This is a genomic window from Mangrovibacter phragmitis (assembly GCF_040429585.1).
Taxonomy (GTDB): domain Bacteria; phylum Pseudomonadota; class Gammaproteobacteria; order Enterobacterales; family Enterobacteriaceae; genus Mangrovibacter; species Mangrovibacter phragmitis.
In genome coordinates, this window is the sequence record NZ_CP134782.1 from 3230846 (window position 1) to 3249875 (window position 19030).

At 49.5% G+C, this 19030-nt stretch carries 20 protein-coding genes and 3 pseudogenes; 19 read left to right on the forward strand and 4 right to left on the reverse strand.

The annotated features are described in order from the left end of the window. The first annotated feature begins 176 nt into the window (after positions 1–176). Both MPHASIOC01_RS15625 and MPHASIOC01_RS15630 read left to right on the forward strand, forming a co-directional pair. Positions 177–691: pseudogene (locus MPHASIOC01_RS15625) on the forward strand (DUF2778 domain-containing protein). Beyond that, positions 672–941 carry a hypothetical protein gene (locus tag MPHASIOC01_RS15630; protein ID WP_353612890.1) on the forward strand — a complete coding sequence of 90 codons (270 nt, stop codon included), beginning with the start codon at positions 672–674 and terminating at the stop codon, positions 939–941. The pseudogene MPHASIOC01_RS15625 and the gene MPHASIOC01_RS15630 overlap by 20 nt, the downstream one beginning before the upstream one ends. Before the next feature lie 14 nt (positions 942–955). On the opposite strand, the gene MPHASIOC01_RS15635 is transcribed toward MPHASIOC01_RS15630, so the two are convergent. Next, the gene (locus MPHASIOC01_RS15635; RefSeq protein WP_064600890.1) at positions 956–1438 is read right to left on the reverse strand and encodes a type VI secretion system tube protein TssD; all 483 of its coding nucleotides are present in this window, start codon (positions 1436–1438) and stop codon (positions 956–958) included. A gap of 359 nt (positions 1439–1797) precedes the next feature. Here MPHASIOC01_RS15635 and MPHASIOC01_RS15640 point away from each other — a divergent pair, with 359 nt between their 5' ends. From MPHASIOC01_RS15640 to gutQ, 7 genes are all read left to right on the forward strand, one after another. Further along, complete coding sequence (locus MPHASIOC01_RS15640; protein WP_353612891.1) at positions 1798–2346, forward strand: PTS glucitol/sorbitol transporter subunit IIC; 549 nt, start codon at positions 1798–1800, stop codon at positions 2344–2346. A gap of 12 nt (positions 2347–2358) precedes the next feature. After that, positions 2359–3366, forward strand: a complete 1008-nt coding sequence (locus tag MPHASIOC01_RS15645) for a PTS glucitol/sorbitol transporter subunit IIB (RefSeq protein ID WP_353612892.1) — start codon at positions 2359–2361, stop codon at positions 3364–3366. An 8-nt stretch (positions 3367–3374) separates the two neighbouring features. Beyond that, positions 3375–3737, forward strand: coding sequence for a PTS glucitol/sorbitol transporter subunit IIA (gene srlB, locus MPHASIOC01_RS15650; protein ID WP_064600896.1), 363 nt, complete (start codon positions 3375–3377; stop codon positions 3735–3737). A 22-nt stretch (positions 3738–3759) separates the two neighbouring features. After that, entirely contained in the window at positions 3760–4539 is a 780-nt protein-coding gene (gene srlD / locus MPHASIOC01_RS15655; protein WP_353612893.1) for a sorbitol-6-phosphate dehydrogenase, read from the forward strand. Between the two features lie 145 nt (positions 4540–4684). Then, the gene (gene gutM, locus MPHASIOC01_RS15660; RefSeq protein WP_064600901.1) at positions 4685–5044 is read left to right on the forward strand and encodes a transcriptional regulator GutM; all 360 of its coding nucleotides are present in this window, start codon (positions 4685–4687) and stop codon (positions 5042–5044) included. A 62-nt stretch (positions 5045–5106) separates the two neighbouring features. Then, positions 5107–5880: a DNA-binding transcriptional repressor gene (locus tag MPHASIOC01_RS15665; RefSeq protein WP_064600903.1), complete on the forward strand. Its 774-nt coding sequence runs from the start codon at positions 5107–5109 to the stop codon at positions 5878–5880. Beyond that, entirely contained in the window at positions 5873–6838 is a 966-nt protein-coding gene (gutQ, locus tag MPHASIOC01_RS15670) for an arabinose-5-phosphate isomerase GutQ (protein WP_353612894.1), read from the forward strand. The genes MPHASIOC01_RS15665 and gutQ overlap by 8 nt, the downstream gene beginning before the upstream one ends. Positions 6839–6940: 102 nt before the next feature. Here gutQ and MPHASIOC01_RS15675 read toward each other — a convergent pair whose 3' ends face one another. Then, positions 6941–7150, reverse strand: coding sequence for a YdgH/BhsA/McbA-like domain containing protein (locus tag MPHASIOC01_RS15675; protein WP_064600908.1), 210 nt, complete (start codon positions 7148–7150; stop codon positions 6941–6943). A gap of 232 nt (positions 7151–7382) precedes the next feature. Here MPHASIOC01_RS15675 and MPHASIOC01_RS15680 point away from each other — a divergent pair. The 7 genes and pseudogenes from MPHASIOC01_RS15680 to MPHASIOC01_RS15710 form a co-directional block, all read left to right on the forward strand. Then, a pseudogene (locus MPHASIOC01_RS15680) lies at positions 7383–8081 on the forward strand (DJ-1/PfpI family protein); the annotation flags it as partial. 66 nt (positions 8082–8147) lie between these two features. Further along, entirely contained in the window at positions 8148–8528 is a 381-nt protein-coding gene (locus MPHASIOC01_RS15685) for a GNAT family N-acetyltransferase (RefSeq protein WP_231889228.1), read from the forward strand. A 136-nt stretch (positions 8529–8664) separates the two neighbouring features. Then, positions 8665–9021, forward strand: a complete 357-nt coding sequence (locus tag MPHASIOC01_RS15690) for an RcnB family protein (protein ID WP_353612895.1) — start codon at positions 8665–8667, stop codon at positions 9019–9021. Between the two features lie 235 nt (positions 9022–9256). Continuing rightward, complete coding sequence (locus MPHASIOC01_RS15695; protein WP_064600912.1) at positions 9257–10531, forward strand: DUF1479 domain-containing protein; 1275 nt, start codon at positions 9257–9259, stop codon at positions 10529–10531. Between the two features lie 110 nt (positions 10532–10641). Further along, positions 10642–11406, forward strand: coding sequence for a DNA-binding transcriptional regulator YciT (locus tag MPHASIOC01_RS15700; RefSeq protein WP_064600914.1), 765 nt, complete (start codon positions 10642–10644; stop codon positions 11404–11406). A gap of 301 nt (positions 11407–11707) precedes the next feature. Then, positions 11708–12343, forward strand: a complete 636-nt coding sequence (locus MPHASIOC01_RS15705) for a division plane positioning ATPase MipZ (protein ID WP_064601027.1) — start codon at positions 11708–11710, stop codon at positions 12341–12343. Further along, positions 12343–12639, forward strand: coding sequence for a hypothetical protein (locus MPHASIOC01_RS15710; protein ID WP_064600916.1), 297 nt, complete (start codon positions 12343–12345; stop codon positions 12637–12639). The genes MPHASIOC01_RS15705 and MPHASIOC01_RS15710 overlap by 1 nt, the downstream gene beginning before the upstream one ends. 313 nt (positions 12640–12952) lie before the next feature. On the opposite strand, the gene MPHASIOC01_RS15715 is transcribed toward MPHASIOC01_RS15710, so the two are convergent. Beyond that, complete coding sequence (locus MPHASIOC01_RS15715; RefSeq protein WP_353612896.1) at positions 12953–15385, reverse strand: formate C-acetyltransferase/glycerol dehydratase family glycyl radical enzyme; 2433 nt, start codon at positions 15383–15385, stop codon at positions 12953–12955. 4 nt (positions 15386–15389) lie between these two features. Continuing rightward, positions 15390–16292 (reverse strand): glycyl-radical enzyme activating protein, encoded by a 903-nt coding sequence (locus MPHASIOC01_RS15720; RefSeq protein WP_353612897.1) that lies wholly within the window; start codon positions 16290–16292, stop codon positions 15390–15392. Positions 16293–16430: 138 nt separating this feature from the next. On the opposite strand from MPHASIOC01_RS15720, the gene fsa reads away from it, so the two are divergent. The 3 genes and pseudogenes from fsa to proX all read left to right on the forward strand — a co-directional run bounded on the left by fsa (position 16431) and on the right by proX (position 18861). After that, positions 16431–17093 (forward strand): fructose-6-phosphate aldolase, encoded by a 663-nt coding sequence (gene fsa, locus MPHASIOC01_RS15725; RefSeq protein WP_064601029.1) that lies wholly within the window; start codon positions 16431–16433, stop codon positions 17091–17093. Positions 17094–17139: 46 nt separating this feature from the next. Next, a pseudogene (locus MPHASIOC01_RS15730) lies at positions 17140–17331 on the forward strand (SDR family oxidoreductase); the annotation flags it as partial. Positions 17332–17850: 519 nt separating this feature from the next. Continuing rightward, the gene (gene proX, locus MPHASIOC01_RS15735) at positions 17851–18861 is read left to right on the forward strand and encodes a glycine betaine/L-proline ABC transporter substrate-binding protein ProX (protein ID WP_064600923.1); all 1011 of its coding nucleotides are present in this window, start codon (positions 17851–17853) and stop codon (positions 18859–18861) included. Positions 18862–19030: the final 169 nt, after the last annotated feature.

Consider the following 19030-nt stretch of genomic DNA (forward strand, 5'->3'; position numbering starts at 1 on the left):
AAGAGAAATCTTTCATCCTCTCAATATGGTGTTTTTAATGTAACCACAAGCGTGACAAAAATCTCACTTAAGCACCTCAGCAGACATGAACAAAGGCATTGATTGACTTAAGTCAAATTATTCTAAATAAAACAAAATTAGTTTATAAATTTCAATGGATTATAAAAGGATTTTCCGTGGCACTACATGGTAAGTTTGTAATCAATGATGCTGATTTCTCCCCCTTAACGATTTATGGCGTTGGCACTTTTATGGCTTTTTCTGGTAAGGGAGCATATCGCAATCGTGGGGCTTGTGCGCATATTCCGACAGAAGGACCCATTCCACCGGGTAAGTACTGGATCGTGGAAAGAGGGCAAGGAGGCGGATTATCTAAAATGTGGGGAGGTATGAAAGATTTATATAACAAGATTTCGAGCGGTTCCGAATTCATGCGCTCTGAATGGTTTGCGCTCTATCGCGATGGTATCAGTATTAGCGATTATACATGGGTTAATAGTGTTCAACGCGGCCTTTCCCGTCTTCACCCGGGAACGATTTCTGAAGGGTGCATTACTCTTCCCCATAATTCCGATTACTCCCGGTTACGAAATGCATTATTAAACACCCCATGATTTCTGTTCCCTGCATGAAGAATTTAAAAGCTTATGGAAGCATTGAGGTTATCATAAATGGTTCTAAAAATTGCTAAAGTACTGGGTGTCGTAATCAGTAAGATAGTTTTATTTCTCGCAATTTTTACCATTGCAGCAAGGCTGACAGATGCGTCAACTTTCATCAGTTATGACAAATCAGCACATTTTGGTGAATGGCTACACGGCTATCGGGCTCCGGAAAATTATGATGATCTGTGGTTTGTTGTGAATGCAGGTTTATCAATGATGAGTGCTGTTGTCTCCTATAACATAGTGATGTGGGTAATCAGAAAAGTGCGCCAATAATGGTGCACCAGCAATTAACGCATATTCCATGCATCTGTATGTTTTACGTTACCATCTACATAGTGCCTGGTGATTTTTTCATATTGCATACCTACTGATTCCATATGGTTTATTTGAGAATTAGCAACATATTTAATATTAGGCATTCCCGGATTAACGCCAGTGATTTTCACACCTTCAATCAGCATAATGAAATAACACTCTTCATGTCCGGCATCGTTTATTTTATACCGACGTAATTCACCACTTTTAAGTGTTTGCCCTTGAGAAACAGCCTTATACAGATATGGGCTGGATGCATCAAACTCTTTCTCAATCATGAACGGTGAATGGTTACGAGTACCAGTAATTTTACCGTTTACCGGGCCCACAGGGAGATTAAGCCCATGGCTAAAACCAACAACTTCAATGCTACCTTCCCGCCCCTGGACATCAACAGAGCCCTTGATGTGTGAACCGCCATCGTCATACAGCCACAAATAACCAGGAATTGGCATATAAATTTCCTTATTTATCAATGAAAATGGAAATTCATACTAATATAAAGCACTTTCTGGCACCTGACATAAATCTACCAAGAATAAAAACGCGCCAGGAAACGGGAAATGGGTTTTACTGAGCAAAAACGCTTACCCACTGCCTGCCTCCACGCACAATTCCCCGCCCTTCCCCCACTTACCGCATCCACCTGCTCAGTCGGTGAAGAAAACTTCTCGATCACGATCCATAATCTTTCACATCGAAATATTTATCTTTCACAATGAGATCAAGTTAACACATTTTAATGTTTCATTTTGATTATGATAAGCCATCACTTCATAACAAGTGACCCTCACTACCCGACAGGAGAATAAGAATGATTGATGTCATAACACACAGTGCCGAATGGTTTATCGGGCTGTTTCAGAAGGGAGGCGCCGTCTTCACCGGCATGGTGACAGGCATATTGCCGCTGTTGATCAGTTTGCTGGTTGTCATGAATGCGCTGATCAATTTCATTGGGCAGGACAGAATTGAACGCCTGGCACAACGCTGTGCAGGTAACCCGGTATCACGTTACTTGCTGCTGCCGGTTATTGGCACATTTGTGTTCTGTAACCCAATGACACTTAGCCTGGGGCGTTTTATGCCGGAAAAATACAAACCCAGCTATTACGCCGCCGCATCCTACAGTTGCCACTCAATGAACGGGTTATTTCCACATATCAACCCGGGTGAGCTTTTCGTCTACCTGGGCATTGCCAATGGCCTGACAACCCTCGGCCTGCCGTTGGCGCCACTTGCCGTCAGCTATTTATTTGTCGGCATGGTCACTAACTTCTTCCGTGGCTGGATAACCGATCTCACCACCTCCATTTTTGAGAAAAAAATGGGGATCCAGTTAGCCCGTCAGGTTCAACTTTAAAGGACATCCATTATGCGTACCGTTCAAATTATTAAAGGCACTGGCGGCTGGGGTGGTCCACTCACGCTGGTAGCAGAGCCAGGCAAGAAGATTGTCTATATCACAGCAGGCACCCGCCCGGCGATTGTGGATAAGCTCAGCGAACTGACCGGGTGGGAAGCGGTGGATGGCTTTAAAGAAGGTGAGCCCCCCGCAGAAGAGATTGGTGTCGCGGTTATTGACTGTGGAGGCACCTTGCGTTGCGGTATCTACCCTAAACGCCGTATCCCCACCATCAACATTCACTCAACCGGGAAATCTGGCCCACTAGCCCAGTTCATTGTGGAAGATATTTATGTTTCCGGCGTGAAAGAGCACAACATTTCACTGCTGGGTGAAGGCGAAACACAGGCCTCACAGCCTGCGCCGGTTACCAATCCCACACTACAGGCAGAAGCAAAACAGCACACAGCACGGGACTATGACACCAGCAAAAAAATCACTGAACAAAGTGATGGTCTGCTGGCAAAAATTGGTATGGGAATGGGTTCTGTGGTGGCGGTTTTCTTCCAGGCCGGGCGCGATACCATTGATACGGTTCTGAAAACCATTTTGCCTTTTATGGCCTTTGTTTCAGCACTGATAGGCATCATCATGGCTTCCGGCCTGGGCGACTGGATTGCTCATGGTCTGTCTCCCCTGGCAAGCAACCCTGTTGGGCTGGTTATACTGGCGTTGATTTGTTCCTTCCCGTTCCTGTCGCCATTTCTCGGCCCAGGCGCAGTCATCGCTCAGGTTATCGGCGTGCTGATTGGCGTGCAAATTGGCCTTGGCAATATTCCTCCTCATCTTGCGCTCCCTGCGTTGTTTGCTATCAACGCACAAGCCGCCTGTGACTTTATCCCGGTAGGGTTGTCACTGGCAGAAGCGCGCCAGGATACCGTTCGGGTTGGGGTGCCTTCCGTGCTGGTTGGCCGCTTTTTGACTGGCGCGCCAACAGTGCTTATTGCATGGCTGGTGTCCGGGTTTATTTATCAGTGAGGTACCGAATGCACACTATTTATCAGACCACCATCACACATATTGGCGAACACGCATGTGACGCGCTGCTCGACAACATGCTGATTACTTTCCGTGAAGGAGCGCCGGCAGACATTGAAGCGTTCTGTTTTATCCACAGCCATGGCGCACTGAATGCCGACCTGGCCCCCGGCTGCACACTGGAACTGGCCGGGCACCGTTACCCCGTTACCGCTGTGGGCTCGGTTGCAGGGCAAAACTTGCGTGAACTGGGGCATATCACCTTGCGCTTCGATGGCAGTGAACAGGCGGAATATCCCGGGTGCGTTCATGTCGCCGGGCAAACGCCATGTGACATTCCCACGGGCAGCACTATCAAATTTATTGCTTAACAGGTTACTTAAGGAGTTACACATGAATCAGGTTGCCGTTGTCATTGGTGGGGGACAAACTCTTGGTGCGTTCCTTTGCCATGGGCTCGCACAAGAAGGGTACCGCGTAGCGGTTGTTGATATTCAAAGCGATAAAGCCTCGCGTGTTGCACAAACCATTAACGATGAATTTGGTGAAGGCACTGCCTGCGGGTTTGGTGCCGATGCCACCAGCGAGCAAAGCGTCATGGCGGTAGCCCGTGGTGTGGATGAGTTTTTTGGCCGGGTTGATTTACTGGTGTATAGCGCCGGTATTGCCAAAGCGGCGTTTATTTCTGACTTCGCACTGGGTGATTTTGACCGTTCATTACAAGTAAACCTGGTTGGCTACTTTCTGTGTGCGCGTGAATTTTCACGCCTGATGATTCGCGACAATATCCAGGGGCGTATAATTCAGATTAACTCGAAGTCCGGGAAAGTGGGGAGCAAACATAACTCGGGGTACAGTGCGGCAAAATTTGGTGGTGTGGGGCTGACACAATCGCTGGCGCTGGATCTGGCTGAATACGGAATTACTGTTCACTCACTGATGCTTGGCAACCTGTTGAAATCCCCGATGTTCCAGTCACTGCTACCGCAATACGCGCAGAAACTGGGGATCGAGCCCGAGCAGGTGGAACAGTATTATATTGATAAAGTCCCGCTAAAACGCGGTTGTGATTACCAGGATGTCCTGAACTTATTGCTGTTTTACGCCAGTGACAAAGCCTCTTATTGTACCGGGCAGTCAATCAATATAACTGGTGGGCAGGTCATGTTTTAACACTGACTGATACCTTACCCTGCTGTGCGGGCCACTTCTCTTTTAGGCAAGTGGCCCCAGCCAGCGTTCAGCACCATGCGGCTACTAAGGCGTAGTAACTAAACGCTTGCGGGTAACAGAGTAAGCACAATGAAAGGAGACATCTATGGTTAGCGCGCTGATTACTCTCGCCGCCATTGCCTGGTTCAGCCAGATGGTTCTGGGGGCATGGCAAATATACCGTTTCAACCGTGCATTTGATGCACTTTGCCTGAAAGGCCGGGTAGGTGTTGGCCGTTCTGGCGGCCGTTTTCGCCCCAGAGTAGTGGTGGCCATTGCCCTCGATGAGCAAGAACGTGTCATTGATTCATTTCTGATGAAAGGGCTGACTATTTTTGCAAAACCCAGAGCACTTCCCAATATTCAGGGGCTCTCAAAGCAACAATTACAATCTGATGTGATCTTTCCCAATGATCAGAACTGTCAGAATGCTCTATTATTAGCGCTTAAACTGAAACAAAGATAATTTCGTTTTGAACGCTTATGGCTTGCGAAGTTATCATTTTGCAAATTTTGTAAGGTTAGCTAATGAAACCACGTCAACGCCAGGCCGCCATTCTTGAGCATCTGCAGAAACAAGGTAAATCTTCGGTTGAAGAACTGGCTCAGTTCTTTGCCACCACAGGAACCACCATTCGCAAAGATTTGGTGTCACTGGAAAACGCCGGTACCGTCATTCGCACCTACGGTGGCGTGATGCTGAACAAAGACGAAGCCGATCCCCCCATTGATCACAAAACCCTGATTAATACCCGACAAAAAAAAGAAATTGCGCACACCGCCGTCGGTTTTATTCAGGATGGCGACTCCATTATTCTGGATGCCGGGAGTACCGTGCTGCAAATGGTGCCGCTGCTGGAGCACTTTAACAACATCACGGTAATGACCAACAGCCTGCATATCGTCAATGCACTTTCTGAACTGGATAACGAACAAACCATCCTGATGCCGGGTGGCACATTTCGCAAAAAATCCGCCTCTTTTCATGGGCAGCTGGCCGAAAATGCCTTTGAGCACTTCAGCTTCGATAAATTATTCATGGGTACCGATGGTATTGACCTGAATGCGGGTGTAACCACGTTTAATGAGGTATTTACTGTCAGTAAAGCAATGTGTAACGCCGCAAGGCAAGTTATTCTGATGGCAGACTCAACCAAATTTGGGCGCAAAAGCCCGAACGTTGTGTGTGGATTAGACCAGGTAGATATATTGATAACGGACAATGGCATCAGCCCGGAATTCCACAAAGCACTGGAAGACTCCGGGATAAAAGTCATTATCACAGGAGAAAATAATGAGTGATTCTCTGCTCGCCGCCGCCAAAAACACCCTGCTTCTGGAGTTACATGAAGCCAGTAAATTACCAGAGCGTCTTGATGAAGGCTTTCTGAAAGCAGCTAAAGCAGTGCTGCACTGCAATGGCAAAGTGATTGTGTCCGGTATGGGAAAATCCGGCCATATTGGCAGAAAACTGGCCGCGACACTTGCCAGTACCGGGACACCGGCTTTCTTTGTTCACCCGGCAGAAGCGCTGCATGGTGATCTGGGCATGATTGAATCGCGCGATATCCTGTTATTTATCTCCTATTCCGGCACGGCAAAAGAGCTGGATTTTATCCTCCCCCGCCTGGCTGAAAAACAAGTATTGTTACTGGCAATAACCGGCAAGAACACCTCTCCTCTGGCACAGGCAGCACACGCAGTTATTGATATTTCGATTGAGCGTGAAGCCTGCCCAATGCATCTGGCGCCTACCTCCAGCACCGTAAATACCCTGATGATGGGCGATGCGTTGGCAATGGCAGTCATGCAGGCGCGCGGGTTTAACGAAGAAGATTTTGCCCGCTCTCACCCTGCAGGGGCGCTCGGCGCACGCTTACTCAACCGGGTACACCATTTGATGCGCCAGGGCGAAAATGTGCCACAGGTTACCGACAGCGCAACAGTGATGGACGCAATGCTTGAATTAAGCCGTACTGGCCTGGGAATGGTACCCGTCGTTAATACACACACTGAAGTCAGTGGTGTCTTTACCGATGGTGATTTAAGGCGTTGGCTGGTAGGTGGCGGTAAACTGGAAGACAGTGTCACTCAGGCAATGACTCGTGGTGGGTTTACACTGAATGCTGACAGCCGTGCTGTAGAAGCAAAAGAACAACTTATGAACCAGCGCATCAGCGCCGCGCCTGTCACTGACAGTAATCACAAACTGGCAGGGGCTATTAACCTGCAAGATTTCTGGCAGGCTGGCATTTTATAACGCCACTGCCGCTCTGGCAGAAAGAACGTTTTCAGAAACAAAACAACCGGAAAAAGCCGCACTCACGCGGCTTCGTCCGGCTGTTCCCTCAGCGACCATTAATTATTTGGTCAGTTCTGCGGTCATATGAACCTGGTTACCATCACGGGCTTCAGTGATGTGGTAAGACGCACCATCCTGTTTAGCCTCTGCAGCAATTTTCGCTTCCGCACCATCCAGAGTACTGGCGGTGGCGCTCACAGTTTGTGCAAAGCTTGCAGTAGAAACCAGGGTTAACGCAGCAACAGCAAAAAGCGTTTTCATCATTTTCATGGTCTTGTTCCTAATTCAATTCATCTATCAATACTGGTAAAAGGCCTGTGCCTTCGATGGGTGAAATAATAACTCTAGAAATTATTAGCATGGTAGCAAAAAGTGCGATCCAGATCACTTTCTTATATTCAGAAAATAAAAACGCAGCACGCATCCGTTACCGATTGGTAATACTTTCATACTGTTATAGGCTGGCTTATCGGCGCGGGCAGATACGGTAAAAAGGTGACTCATGGCTTCCTCCATACAAAGCAAGGTTTTGAACCCATTCTCCATTGGATTTCTTCTTTTCCCAGGGGTGACGCAACTGGACTTAACCGGCCCGTGGGAAGTGTTTTCCCGTGCGCCGGGTGCTCAGGTGCACCTTATCTGGAAGACGCGAGACATTGTTCAGTCTGACAAAGGCATGGGGATTCAACCCACGGCGACCTTTACCGACTGCCCACAACTTGACTTGATTTGTGTACCCGGTGGCCCCGGCCAAATCCCGCTGATGGATGACACTGAAACCCTGCAGTTTCTGCGTGAACGGGCGCAACAGGCGCGTTTTATCACGGCTGTATGTACTGGCGCATTAGTGCTGGGAGCTGCCGGGCTGCTGCATGGCTACCAGGCAACAACGCACTGGGCCTCACTGGACCAACTTGCCCTGCTTGGCGCCATTCCGCTGGCACAACGAGTGGTGCGTGATGGCAACAGAATTACCGGGGCGGGTGTTACATCGGGTATTGATTTTGCGCTGAGCGTAATAAGTGATATTTGGGGAGCAGATATCGCTCAGGGGATTCAGCTACAACTGGAGTATGCCCCACAACCACCGTTTAACAGTGGCACACCAGGCCTGGCACCACGCGATGTGCTGGCACAGGTGCAACTCACTAACCAGGCATTCGCCAGCCAGCGCCTTGCTGTTACCCGGCACACGGCAAGCTACCAGGTAAAACAATCTGATTATGGTGATGGCTGGCATATTGCCGTGCTGGAAAATGGCGAATATATGCCCCTGCGCCAGCAAGTGTTATGGCCAGATAAGCCGCTGGCATTCAGTGCTGTACCTGGTGATGATACCGCTCTGCACTTTGGTGTGTATCACACAGGTGAACTCATCTGTTGCCTTTCCGCATTTTCCCTGGCTGAGGGGCACTGGCAGATACGCAAGTTTGCCACTTTGCCTCAATGGCAGCGTAAAGGGTTTGGCACAATCCTGCTAACCACAGTGCTAAAACAACTGGAACAACAAGGTGCGCAGCGTTTTGAGCTGGACGCCCGGCAAACTGCCTGTGCATTTTATGAGAAACTGGGGTTTGCCCCCTGTTCTGCGCCTTTCGAGAAATCAGGCTTGCCCTATATCCGTATGGCGAGACATCTGCTTACCTGAAGGTACATAAGGTTACATCAGGAAACAAAATCCATGCATATTAATTCATAGCGGGCGTGTCTAATGCTGTCCTGTTTATTTATTTTTATCGATGCGCTACTTGTCCATGTTCAAAGCAGTTTCATCGGGAGAGGTTATGTCCAAGTCCATACCGTTACTGTTATCCGTGCTGTTGCTTAGCACCAGCGTGTTGCCATTTGCCTGCGCGCATGCTGATGATGAAACAGCGGCGCCCGCAGCACAAACCAGCGGGCAGGATCCTTACGCCATTACGTCGTTCACCGCTGATTTTAAGCATTTCAGTATTGGCGACATTGTGCCTGAACTTTATCGTTCAAAAACCTATGAAATTGACAAGTGGCAGCTCCGCCACCTGCCTGCGCCAGAGCCCGACAGCCACTGGACCTACATGGGTGGCGATTATGTACTCATTACCAATGCCGAAGGCAAAGTTCTGCGCGCAGAAGAAGGTAACATTTTTTACGAGCATTAATGGCCCGCGAAATTTAATTTTTTGCCTTCACTACCAGCACGGTGAGCCCTGAGCCACCGTGTTGTTTCCTGGCTTCCACCTCCGTTTGTTACAGGGCAACCTGTTGTCCCCCTTTGATAGTGCTCCCCACAGTTTGTGACCTTATTCGCATTTAAATGTTTCATAGTTGTTATACTCGCCAAAATTACGAATGAAAGTAAATATAATTCATTCGAAGATAAAACAGGAGCCAACGATGAAAGATACATTCACTGCACAAACTCTGCCTGAAGATGTCAAAGCCAGCATTGTGAACATGAAACGAGCCCTGCGGGCCCAAATTGGTGATGTGGCCGGTTTGTTTAAACACGTTGAAGCCAAAATTACTCATGAACTGGCTGCAGCCCGGGAAGATGAACAGCGCTATGGCACCGCCTGGCCAGTTGCCAGCCGCGAAGAAATTTTGTCGGGTAATATCAGTGATACTCTGCGGGCGCGCGTCAAACGGCGGGGTTGCCTGGTGGTTAAACAACATTTCCCGCGCGAGCAGGCTCTCGCCTGGGATCAGTCCATGCTGAACTACCTGGACACCAATAAATTCGATGACATTTACCGCGGCCCGGGTGATAACTTTTTTGGTTCTCTGGAAGCTTCGCGCCCGGAGATTTACCCGATTTACTGGTCTCGTGCCCAAATGGAGGCTCGCCAAAGTGACTCAATGGCAGGTGTTCAGTCATTTCTGAATCGTTTGTGGTCATTTGAATCGCAAGGAAAACAATGGTTTGATCCCGATGTCAGCATTATTTACCCTGACCGGATCCGCCGCCGTTTACCCGGCACCACATCAAAAGGATTAGGTGCCCACACTGACTCAGGCGCACTGGAGCGCTGGTTATTACCGGCTTACCAGCAAGTATTCCGCCATATCTTCAATAACCAGTTTGACCAGTATGACCCGTGGGATGCCGCCTGGCGGACAGACGTTGACGAATATGATGTCGATAACACGACTAAGTGCTCGGTTTTTCGCACTTTTCAGGGCTGGACTGCGCTGTCAGACATGCAACCTGGCCAGGGTTTACTGCATGTAGTGCCGGTCCCCGAAGCGATGGCGCTGGTACTCCTGCGCCCATTACTGGATGATGTTCCGGAAGATGAACTCTGTGGCGTTGCACCTGGCCGTGTGTTACCCATCAGTGAGCAATGGCATCCGCTTCTGGCAAACGGGTTATGCAGCATTCCGCAACTGGAAGCAGGTGACTCTGTCTGGTGGCACTGCGATGTTATTCACGCCGTAGCGCCGGTAGAAAACCAGCAAGGCTTCGGTAATGTCATGTATATTCCGGCAGCTCCTTTGTGTGATAAAAACCGCCGCTATGCCCGGCGCGTAGTCGAAGCGCTGGAACAAGGCGCTTCACCGGGCGATTTTCCCCGTGAAAACTACGAACAGCACTGGCAGGACAGGTTCCTGATTGCGGATTTAAACGATAATGGCCGCCGCAGCTTAGGGATAAGCCTGTACCACGTCTGACACCGCGCTGGCGCTCTGCCATTTACAGGGTGCCAGAACTGCTGCGCCTTTCTGCCAGGCCTGCCTTTTTGTTACACTGGCAAAATCAAGGGTAATCAGTGAACTGAAACATGAATGCACGCCATCAAAAAATAATCCAGTTAGTGAACGACAAAGGCAGCGTCAGCGTTAACGAATTATCGCACCTTACGGGTGTTTCTGAAGTCACCATCCGCCAGGATCTGACGGCACTGGAGCGCGAAAACTACTTAAAGCGTGTTCACGGTTCTGCCATTGCTATGGATCTGGAAGATGTCGGCGTACGCATGAATACCCGGTTTCCACTGAAGAAGACTCTCGCAGAATACGCGGCCTCGCAGGTGAAAGACGGTGAATCGGTGTTTATTGAAGGCGGCAGTACTAACGCACTGTTGGCACGCAGCCTTGCTGATAACCCGTCAATAACACTGGTGACAGTCAGCCACTATATTGCTCAACTCCTGAAAAATGCCCGTTGTGAAGTGATTGTTCTGGGCGGGTTATACCAAAAAGGGAGTGAGTCTGTTGTTGGCCCGTTAACCCGCCTGTGTATCCAGCATGTGCATTTTCAAAAAGCGTTTATTGGCGTTGATGGCTGGCACAAAGATACCGGGTTTACCGGGCGCAACATGATGCGTAGTGACGTGGTTTGTGCGCTTCTGGATAAAGGCATTGAGGCCATCGCGTTAACCGACTCATCAAAATTCGGAATCATTCACCCTTACCCATTATCGACAGAAAACCATGGGTTTCGCCATGTAATAACCGACTCCCAACTGCCTGCGGACGCCCTGAAATGCATGCAAGAGCAGGGTATTCAGGTAGACCAGGTCACCGATGCAGCCGCTATTGCATAACAGCGCAAAGCCTTATGGCAACGGCTTTCCCTGCTAAAAATAAGGCAGATAAATATCGCTTCGTTGCCTCGCTATGGCACTGATTTAACTCCGGCTGGTTCATAAATAGTACTTCATAAGTAATACTTCATACATGTTACTTGTGAAGTACCACCTGTGAAGTGACACTTCACACCTCATAATGATTCATTCATACTGTGCGCGTTTACTGCCTACCCTTGCTGAAAGGGCAGGCCAGCAAAGAATACGTAATACATATGAAGTGATAAGTATTACTTCATACTTAACATTGGAGGTTGCAATGATAACAATTGTGGGTTGTAACAAGGGTGGTGCCGCCAAGACAACAACAGCGATTAACCTTGCTGTCGGCCTTGCGCAACAGGGCAACGATGTGTGCCTGGTGGATGCAGATGTGCAACGTTCCGCCGCCAGGTGGATTGGTGAACGGGAAGAAGCGCGGTTAAGCCCTGCCATCACTCTGGTGGAAAAACGGGATAATATCGCCGCCACATTGCGAAGCCTGAACGAGAAATACACCCACGTTATTGTTGATGTAACCGGTCGTAACAGCCGCGAACTGGTAACGGGTGGTACTGTGGCTGATATTATTATCGCCCCGCACCAAAGTTCACAACTGGATCTCGATACGCTTATTGAGCTGCAACAGCAGGTTATCTCATGGCGCGACCTTAACCCGGAACTAAAAGTGTTCGGTTACCAGACGATGGCGACCACCAACCCGCTGATTCGCGGCAATGAGCGCTATGAATTTCTGGAATACATTAAAGAATTCCCGGAAATCACTCCACTTAATGCCATAGCCTGCTTTCGCAAGGTTTACCGTGATGTCATGCCTCAGGGGAAATCCGTTATGGAAACCAGTAATGAGCAGGCGAAAAATGAAGTGCTTGCACTGATTAAGGAGGTGTTCTGATGGCACTGAAAAAACCCAGCCAGCAGGCATCCGCCACCCGGAAATATGCCAGTGACCAGGACATCGAACAACTGGCAGAGCGCCTGGCAGGCAAACCTTACGGTTCACCGGGTAACAGCGCACCAGTTACAGAAGCGGAAGACCCACTGAAACGCACCACTATTTCGCTGCCAGCATCGTTACTGGATAAAACCGAAGATACGGCACTGCGCAATAAACGCAGTGGCCGCGACCCAAAAAGTGTCAGTGCATTGATTCGTGATGCGCTGGCGGAATACTTTAAAAACCATCCATAATAAAACAAACCCCACCGCACCTGCCTGTTGTGCAGCCGCTGTGGGGTTGGGCACCAAAGTATGGTTATCAGAATGGACATGTATTAATTCATATCCACATCATTCATAAGTACATCATTCATAAGTATGAAGTATTACGCCTGGCCTGAGTAGCTGTTATTTGTTGCCACGCGCACTCCTTGCCCCTGCACACTTTAATACTCTCCACCTCACATTTATTACTTCGCATGTATTACTTCATATTTATTACATAACACTTATGCTTTACGGAGTTCACGCCACACTACAGGCGAGTGTGGCGCCAGTTGCGGTGTCACAACACATGTTCAGTACGGGCGATAATGTCATCCTGGGTATCCGGCGACAGCGCAGTAAAGAATGCCGAATATCCGGCCACCCGCACCACCAGGTCACGGTACTGGTCCGGATGCTTTTTCGCTTCAACCAGTGTTTCCCGGGAAACAATGTTGTACTGAATATGCCAGCCTTTATAGGTTTCAAAGAAAGTGCGCAGTAAAAACATCAGTTTTTCGCGGTCTGCCGGGTTATCCAGGGTAGAAGGGTTGAGCTTCTGGTTAAGTAACACGCCCCCCAGAATTGAGCCTGTGGGCAATTTGCCGACTGAACTGATAACCGCGGTGGGGCCAAGGTGATCGGTGCCAGATGCAGGGCTTGCCCCCTCCGCCAGTGGCGCATGGGCTTTGCGCCCGTCCGGGGTTGCCATCGTCGCCGCGCCAAATGGCACATTGGCAGAAATAGAAGAAGTGCCGGCATAGTAATCCCCGCCAACAGGGCCACGCCCGTGACGTGGGTTGTGGTACTGCTTCAGCTCATCAATATAAGTTTGATAAGCGCGTACTAACAGTGCATCCACAGACTCATCGTCATTACCATATTTCGGGGCACGGTTAACCAGTATCTGGCGCAGCTGTTCAAACTCCGCACCTGCAAAATCTGCTGCCAGTGCGCTGGCCAGTTGTTGCTGACTGATTGCCTGGTCATCAAACACCAGTTGTTTCACTGCGGCCAGGCTGTTACCCAGGTTAGCTATACCAACTTGCAAACCAGAAACCCAGTCATATTTTGCCCCACCCTGTTTGATGGTTTTCGCCCGTTCAATACAGTTGTCCACTAACGCTGAACACAGAATATCGTGGGCATTTTCTTCCAGAACCGTATCCACTACGTATTCAATTTCAATAGATTTACGCGTGTAATAGCGAATCTGGTTATCCCAGGCGGCCAGCACAGATTCAAAATCAGCAAAGTTACCAGCGGCAAGGGCTTCAGGCTGAGCCAGGAATACCTTGCCACTGGTGGCATCACGGCCGCCATCCAGCGCCGCCAGCATGACACGGGCAAAGTTGATAAAGCTCATGCCGGTACACCGGTAACCCCATTTGCCCCCTACTGCCGTTTCAATACACCCAATGGCAGCATATTGATACGCATCTTCCGGCAACACACCCAGGCGAATAAACTCAGGAATAACAATTTCATCGTTATTAAATGCCGGCATACCGAAACCACAGCGAATCACCTGCACACAGGCATCGAGAAAGTCATCGCCCATGCCTGCATGGTAGCGCACACTCAGGTTTGGTTGGGTTGAACGCAGCCGCCCGCAGGATTCAAGAATGGACCAGGATAACGGGTTAACCGCATCTACCGGTTTACCATTTACCAGGTTCTGACCACCAATAGTCACATTCTGGTACAGCGGGCTGCCTGCGGAGGCTTTAGAATGAGAACCTGAACGGATCTTGTTAACTTCCAGCAGCTTCAGCCAGCAACTTTGCAGTAATTCAATGGCCTGCTCGCGGCTCAGCGATTGTTCCAGTTCAACATCGCGCCGGTACCAGGGGTAGAGATACTGATCCATGCGCCCGAAGGAAACAGAGTGGCCATTGGATTCAATTTGCAGAATCAACTGGATGAAATAGCACAACTGCAGTGCCTGCCAGAAAGTTTTCGGCGGTTCATGGGCAATAACATCGCAGTTGTGGGCGACAGCCAGCAACTCTTCACGCCTTTCAGCGCGTGTTTCGCGTTCTGCCATATGCCGGGCCAGGTCCGCATAGCGGGTAATATGCTGGCTAACCGCTTCCAGAGTGATATCCACCGCTTTTAAGAACTGCTCGCCGTGTAAGTCTTCCAGCACCGTCAGGTTAATCAGTGCACGCCGGGTATTAACTGTTTCACGCAGCCCGTCCAGCCCCTTTTCAAGTAACACAGGAAAATCCACCGCCAGGTGGGCATCCCCGGAAGTCATATTGCCTTCTGCTTTGATAATACCAGTATCAAGTATGGCTTTTTGCTCGGCGGTAAACATGCCGTAACACCTGTCCTGCACCGTTTGCCCACGCCACCACGGGCATAGCTCGTGCAAAATTCGCTTATTCTCTTCACTTACGGAGAACCCGGCTCCCGGGCGTTCTGCCAGTTGATCAATTTCTTTCTCAATCCATGAAACGGTGTATTCCGGGAATATGGGGGCGGCACGCAGTTCGCTTGCCTGGTTTCCCACTATCAATTCGTCGTGCTGGATCCAGATAGTGCGCTGTGCCAGGTGATGGGCCAGAGCCAGTGCCCGGCGCACAGCTACCGGTTTGTCCATATTCTGCTGGTACACCTCGGTGTAATGCTGCGCGCGCTCGGTGCAAACAGGGGGTTTGACGATATGCACCAGAGCCGCTTTATGTGCCTTAATTCGGTCGGTCAGGACATCAAGTTTCAACTGTGTCATACAATTATCCTCGTAAAGTGGCTGCCAGGCCTTTTTGGTATGCATATGACTGAGCAAAAGTAAGCAAGGCCGGGTTATCAAGGGGCTTTCCCGGCGCTTCATAAGGCAGGCCAAGCAGGGCGTATTTGTTCATGCCCAGGGTGTGGTAAGGCAAAAAATGTATTTGTTCAACGCCGGGTAACCCGGCTGCAAAATCCACAATGCTGCGTACAGCACCTTCACTGGCATTAAACCCAGGAATTAAAGGCACACGGATAACGACCTGTGCGCCCTGTTCCGCAAGGCGTTGCAAGTTAGCCATAACTCGCCGTGCTGAGCCCCGGGTCCAGGTTTTGAATAACTCAGTGTTGGTATGTTTCAGGTCGGCCAGAAAAAGGCGGGTAAAAGGCAGGCAGGGTTCAATATTGTGCCAGGGAACATGCAGGCAGGTTTCCACGGCAGTGTGAATACCCTCCTCATGGCTGGCCTGCAACAGTGCCAGGGCTAATTCCGGGTTCATAAAAGGTTCGCCGCCAGAAAGCGTTACCCCGCCACCACTGCGCTGGTAAAACGGCTTATCACGCAACACCACCTGCATGATGTCTTCCACCGTGCGGTTTTCCCCGCATACAGTCAGCGCCTGGCTCGGGCAACACTTCACCAACGCCTTAACCGCACTACCCGAAAGTTTGCTACGGGCGATATCCAGCCCGCCGCCCGGTTTACGGCTAATGGCCTGAGGCGCTGCATGGCAGCAACGCTCGCAACCGGTGAGGCATAAACGGGCATCGAACAACACTTCCGGTTCTGCACTGCGGCTTTCCGGGTTCTGGCACCACCGGCAAGCCAAAGAGCAACCTTTCAGGAAGACAACTGTGCGGATCCCGGGTCCGTCATGGGTGGAATACCGCTGGATATTGAAAATCATCTCGCCTCCTGACCGTGTTTCGTATAAAAATAAAAACACTTTCGAAAGAAAGAAAACTTGATTTTCGACAACAAAAACACGGCTCGCTGGCCTATGATGATGAAAAGCCGCGAACCATCACAATTTCAGGAGTTGAATATGGAGCTCTACCTCGATACCGCTGATATCCACGCTGTAAAAAAACTGGCCCGCATCCTTCCTCTTGCGGGTGTGACGACTAACCCCAGTATTGTTGCCAGCAGTAAACAACGGCCAGAAAACCTGTTGCCCGCGTTATATGATGCGCTGGGGGGAACCGGGCAATTGTTCGCCCAGGTGATGGCTGATACCGCGCAGGGAATGGTGGATGACGCAAGAAAACTACGGGCAATTATCGCGGACCTGGTAGTGAAAGTTCCGGTAACACCAGAAGGGCTGGCAGCGATTAAGTGCCTGAGCAAGGAAGGTATTCCCACACTGGGTACTGCCGTTTATGGTGCAGCTCAGGGGTTACTGTCTGCGCTGGCAGGCGCACGCTATGTTGCACCATACATTAACCGGGTGGATGCCCAGGGCGGGAGTGGTATTGAATTAGTGAATGACCTGCAGTCACTGTTAGTTCAACACGCGCCCCAGGCACAAGTACTGGCCGCCAGCTTTAAAACCCCCCGCCAGGCGCTGGACTGCCTGCTGGCAGGTTGCGGTGCCATCACACTGCCCGTGGATGTGGCGACGCAATTTATTTCTGCTCCGGCGGTAACAGCGGCGGTTGAGAAATTTGAGCAAGACTGGCTGGGCGCGTTCGGGAGTAAACAGTTATAAAGCGCGAAAGATTACACCGTGCCTCTGGCCGATGCGGCATCCGCCAGCACCAGGGGCACCTTATTCCCCCATACTCTCTCAACCAGGCCATGTTTCATCGCCACCTAAACTTCCCCCTATTGGCCGCTATATCGCCCCAAAAGAAGTGGCTGCACTGGTCAATTTTTTGGTCTCGCCAGAAGCGGGGGCAATAACCGGCCAGGAACACATTATTTGTGGTGGCGCATCATTATCCTGATCACTGTGCGCGTATATCACTAAAGTCATATGCGCCATTTCAGCACGCGACGAAGCCAATAATCAGGCCGGAATGATTCTTTCAACTCTCCAATATCCACCCCACAAAACAACCAATCTAACACATTGATATAATTTGTATTTTTCAAGATAAATAAAATATTACACTATATTCAATTGCAGGTAATAATCGCCAGCATTAGTTAACCATCCGGGAGAATTAAGCAGAACATTAGCACTTGATTTGAAGAGAGATTATGGTAGGGTTGATATTAACAACATATTTACACAGGGCAAAACAAGATAACTAAAACATCTATTATCATTGTAGCACAACGCAAAAAACCGTTAAAAATTGATGGCGTTAATTTTGTTTTCACCATCATCCGCATGAGCAAAAATCAATAATACGCCTGCTGCATCTCAGCGCCGCCGCATTATTGATGTGTGCTCCAAAAAATTATAAATCCGCCCTGCTATGGCGGAGAATAATATGCACAACATCATAAGGAACCGTTCCATGAAAAAGACCTTTCCTGTTGCACTCACCTTAATTTCCGCCGTACTGATGGCAACCGGGTCCGCAACGGCTGCTGGATTACCCGGCAAAGGTGTAACTGTTTACCCCGTACAAAGCCCACTCCCGGAAGAATCCTTTCAGACTGAACTGGTAAACCGCGCACTTGAAAAATTAGGCTACGATGTTAAGCCAACCAAAGAAGTGGATTACAACGTTGCGTATACAGCCATATCTGAGGGTGATGCCACTTATATGGCAGTTAACTGGGAACCGTTACAGAACGACATGTATAACTCAGCAGGCGGCGACAAAAAGTTTTACCGCAAAGGGACGTATATCAGTGGTGCCGCACAAGGGTATTTAATTGATAAGAAAACAGCCGACAAATACCATATTACTGATCTCTCCCAGCTTAAAGATCCGAAAATAGCAAAACTGTTCGACTCCACTGGTAATGGCAAGGCCGATTTAACGGGTTGTAATCCTGGCTGGAATTGTGGAGCTGTCATTGCTACACAAATCAAAGCATATGGGTTAAGCAATACTGTCGAGCAGAATCAGGGGAACTACTCCGCAATTATTGCAGAAACGCTGGCTCGTTATAAAGCAGGCAAGCCGGTATTATATTATGCCTGGACGCCTTACTGGGTAAGTTTTGTATTAAAACCAGGTAAAGATGTGGTATGGCTCACCGTGCCATTCTCCGCCAACCCTGGCGGGTTAAAAGGGCTGGATACCACCCTGCCAAATGGCAAGAATTATGGTTTCTCCGTTAATAACGAACACATTGTGGCGAATAAAGCATGGGCGGATAAAAACCCGGCAGCGGCAAAACTGTTTGCCATCATGAAACTTCCCCTGGAAGATGTGAATGCCCAGAACCTGCGGATGCATGAAGGCCAGGACTCCGCACAGGATGTTCAGCAACAAGTTGATGGCTGGATTAAAGCGCACCAAAGTACCTTCGATGGCTGGGTAAAACAGGCCATGGCTGCCGCTAATCAGTCTTAGTATCATTAACCAGGTTGTTATACTCCTCTGGCTTTCCGGGGGAGTATTTTGGTGAATAACGTTTGTATTTCACGGTGTTCCCACACAATTGTGTTGATTACTTCCCGATACATCAGACCATTAATCTTTCTATTGTTATTGGTGTATATGTTATTGGTACCTGCCGGGA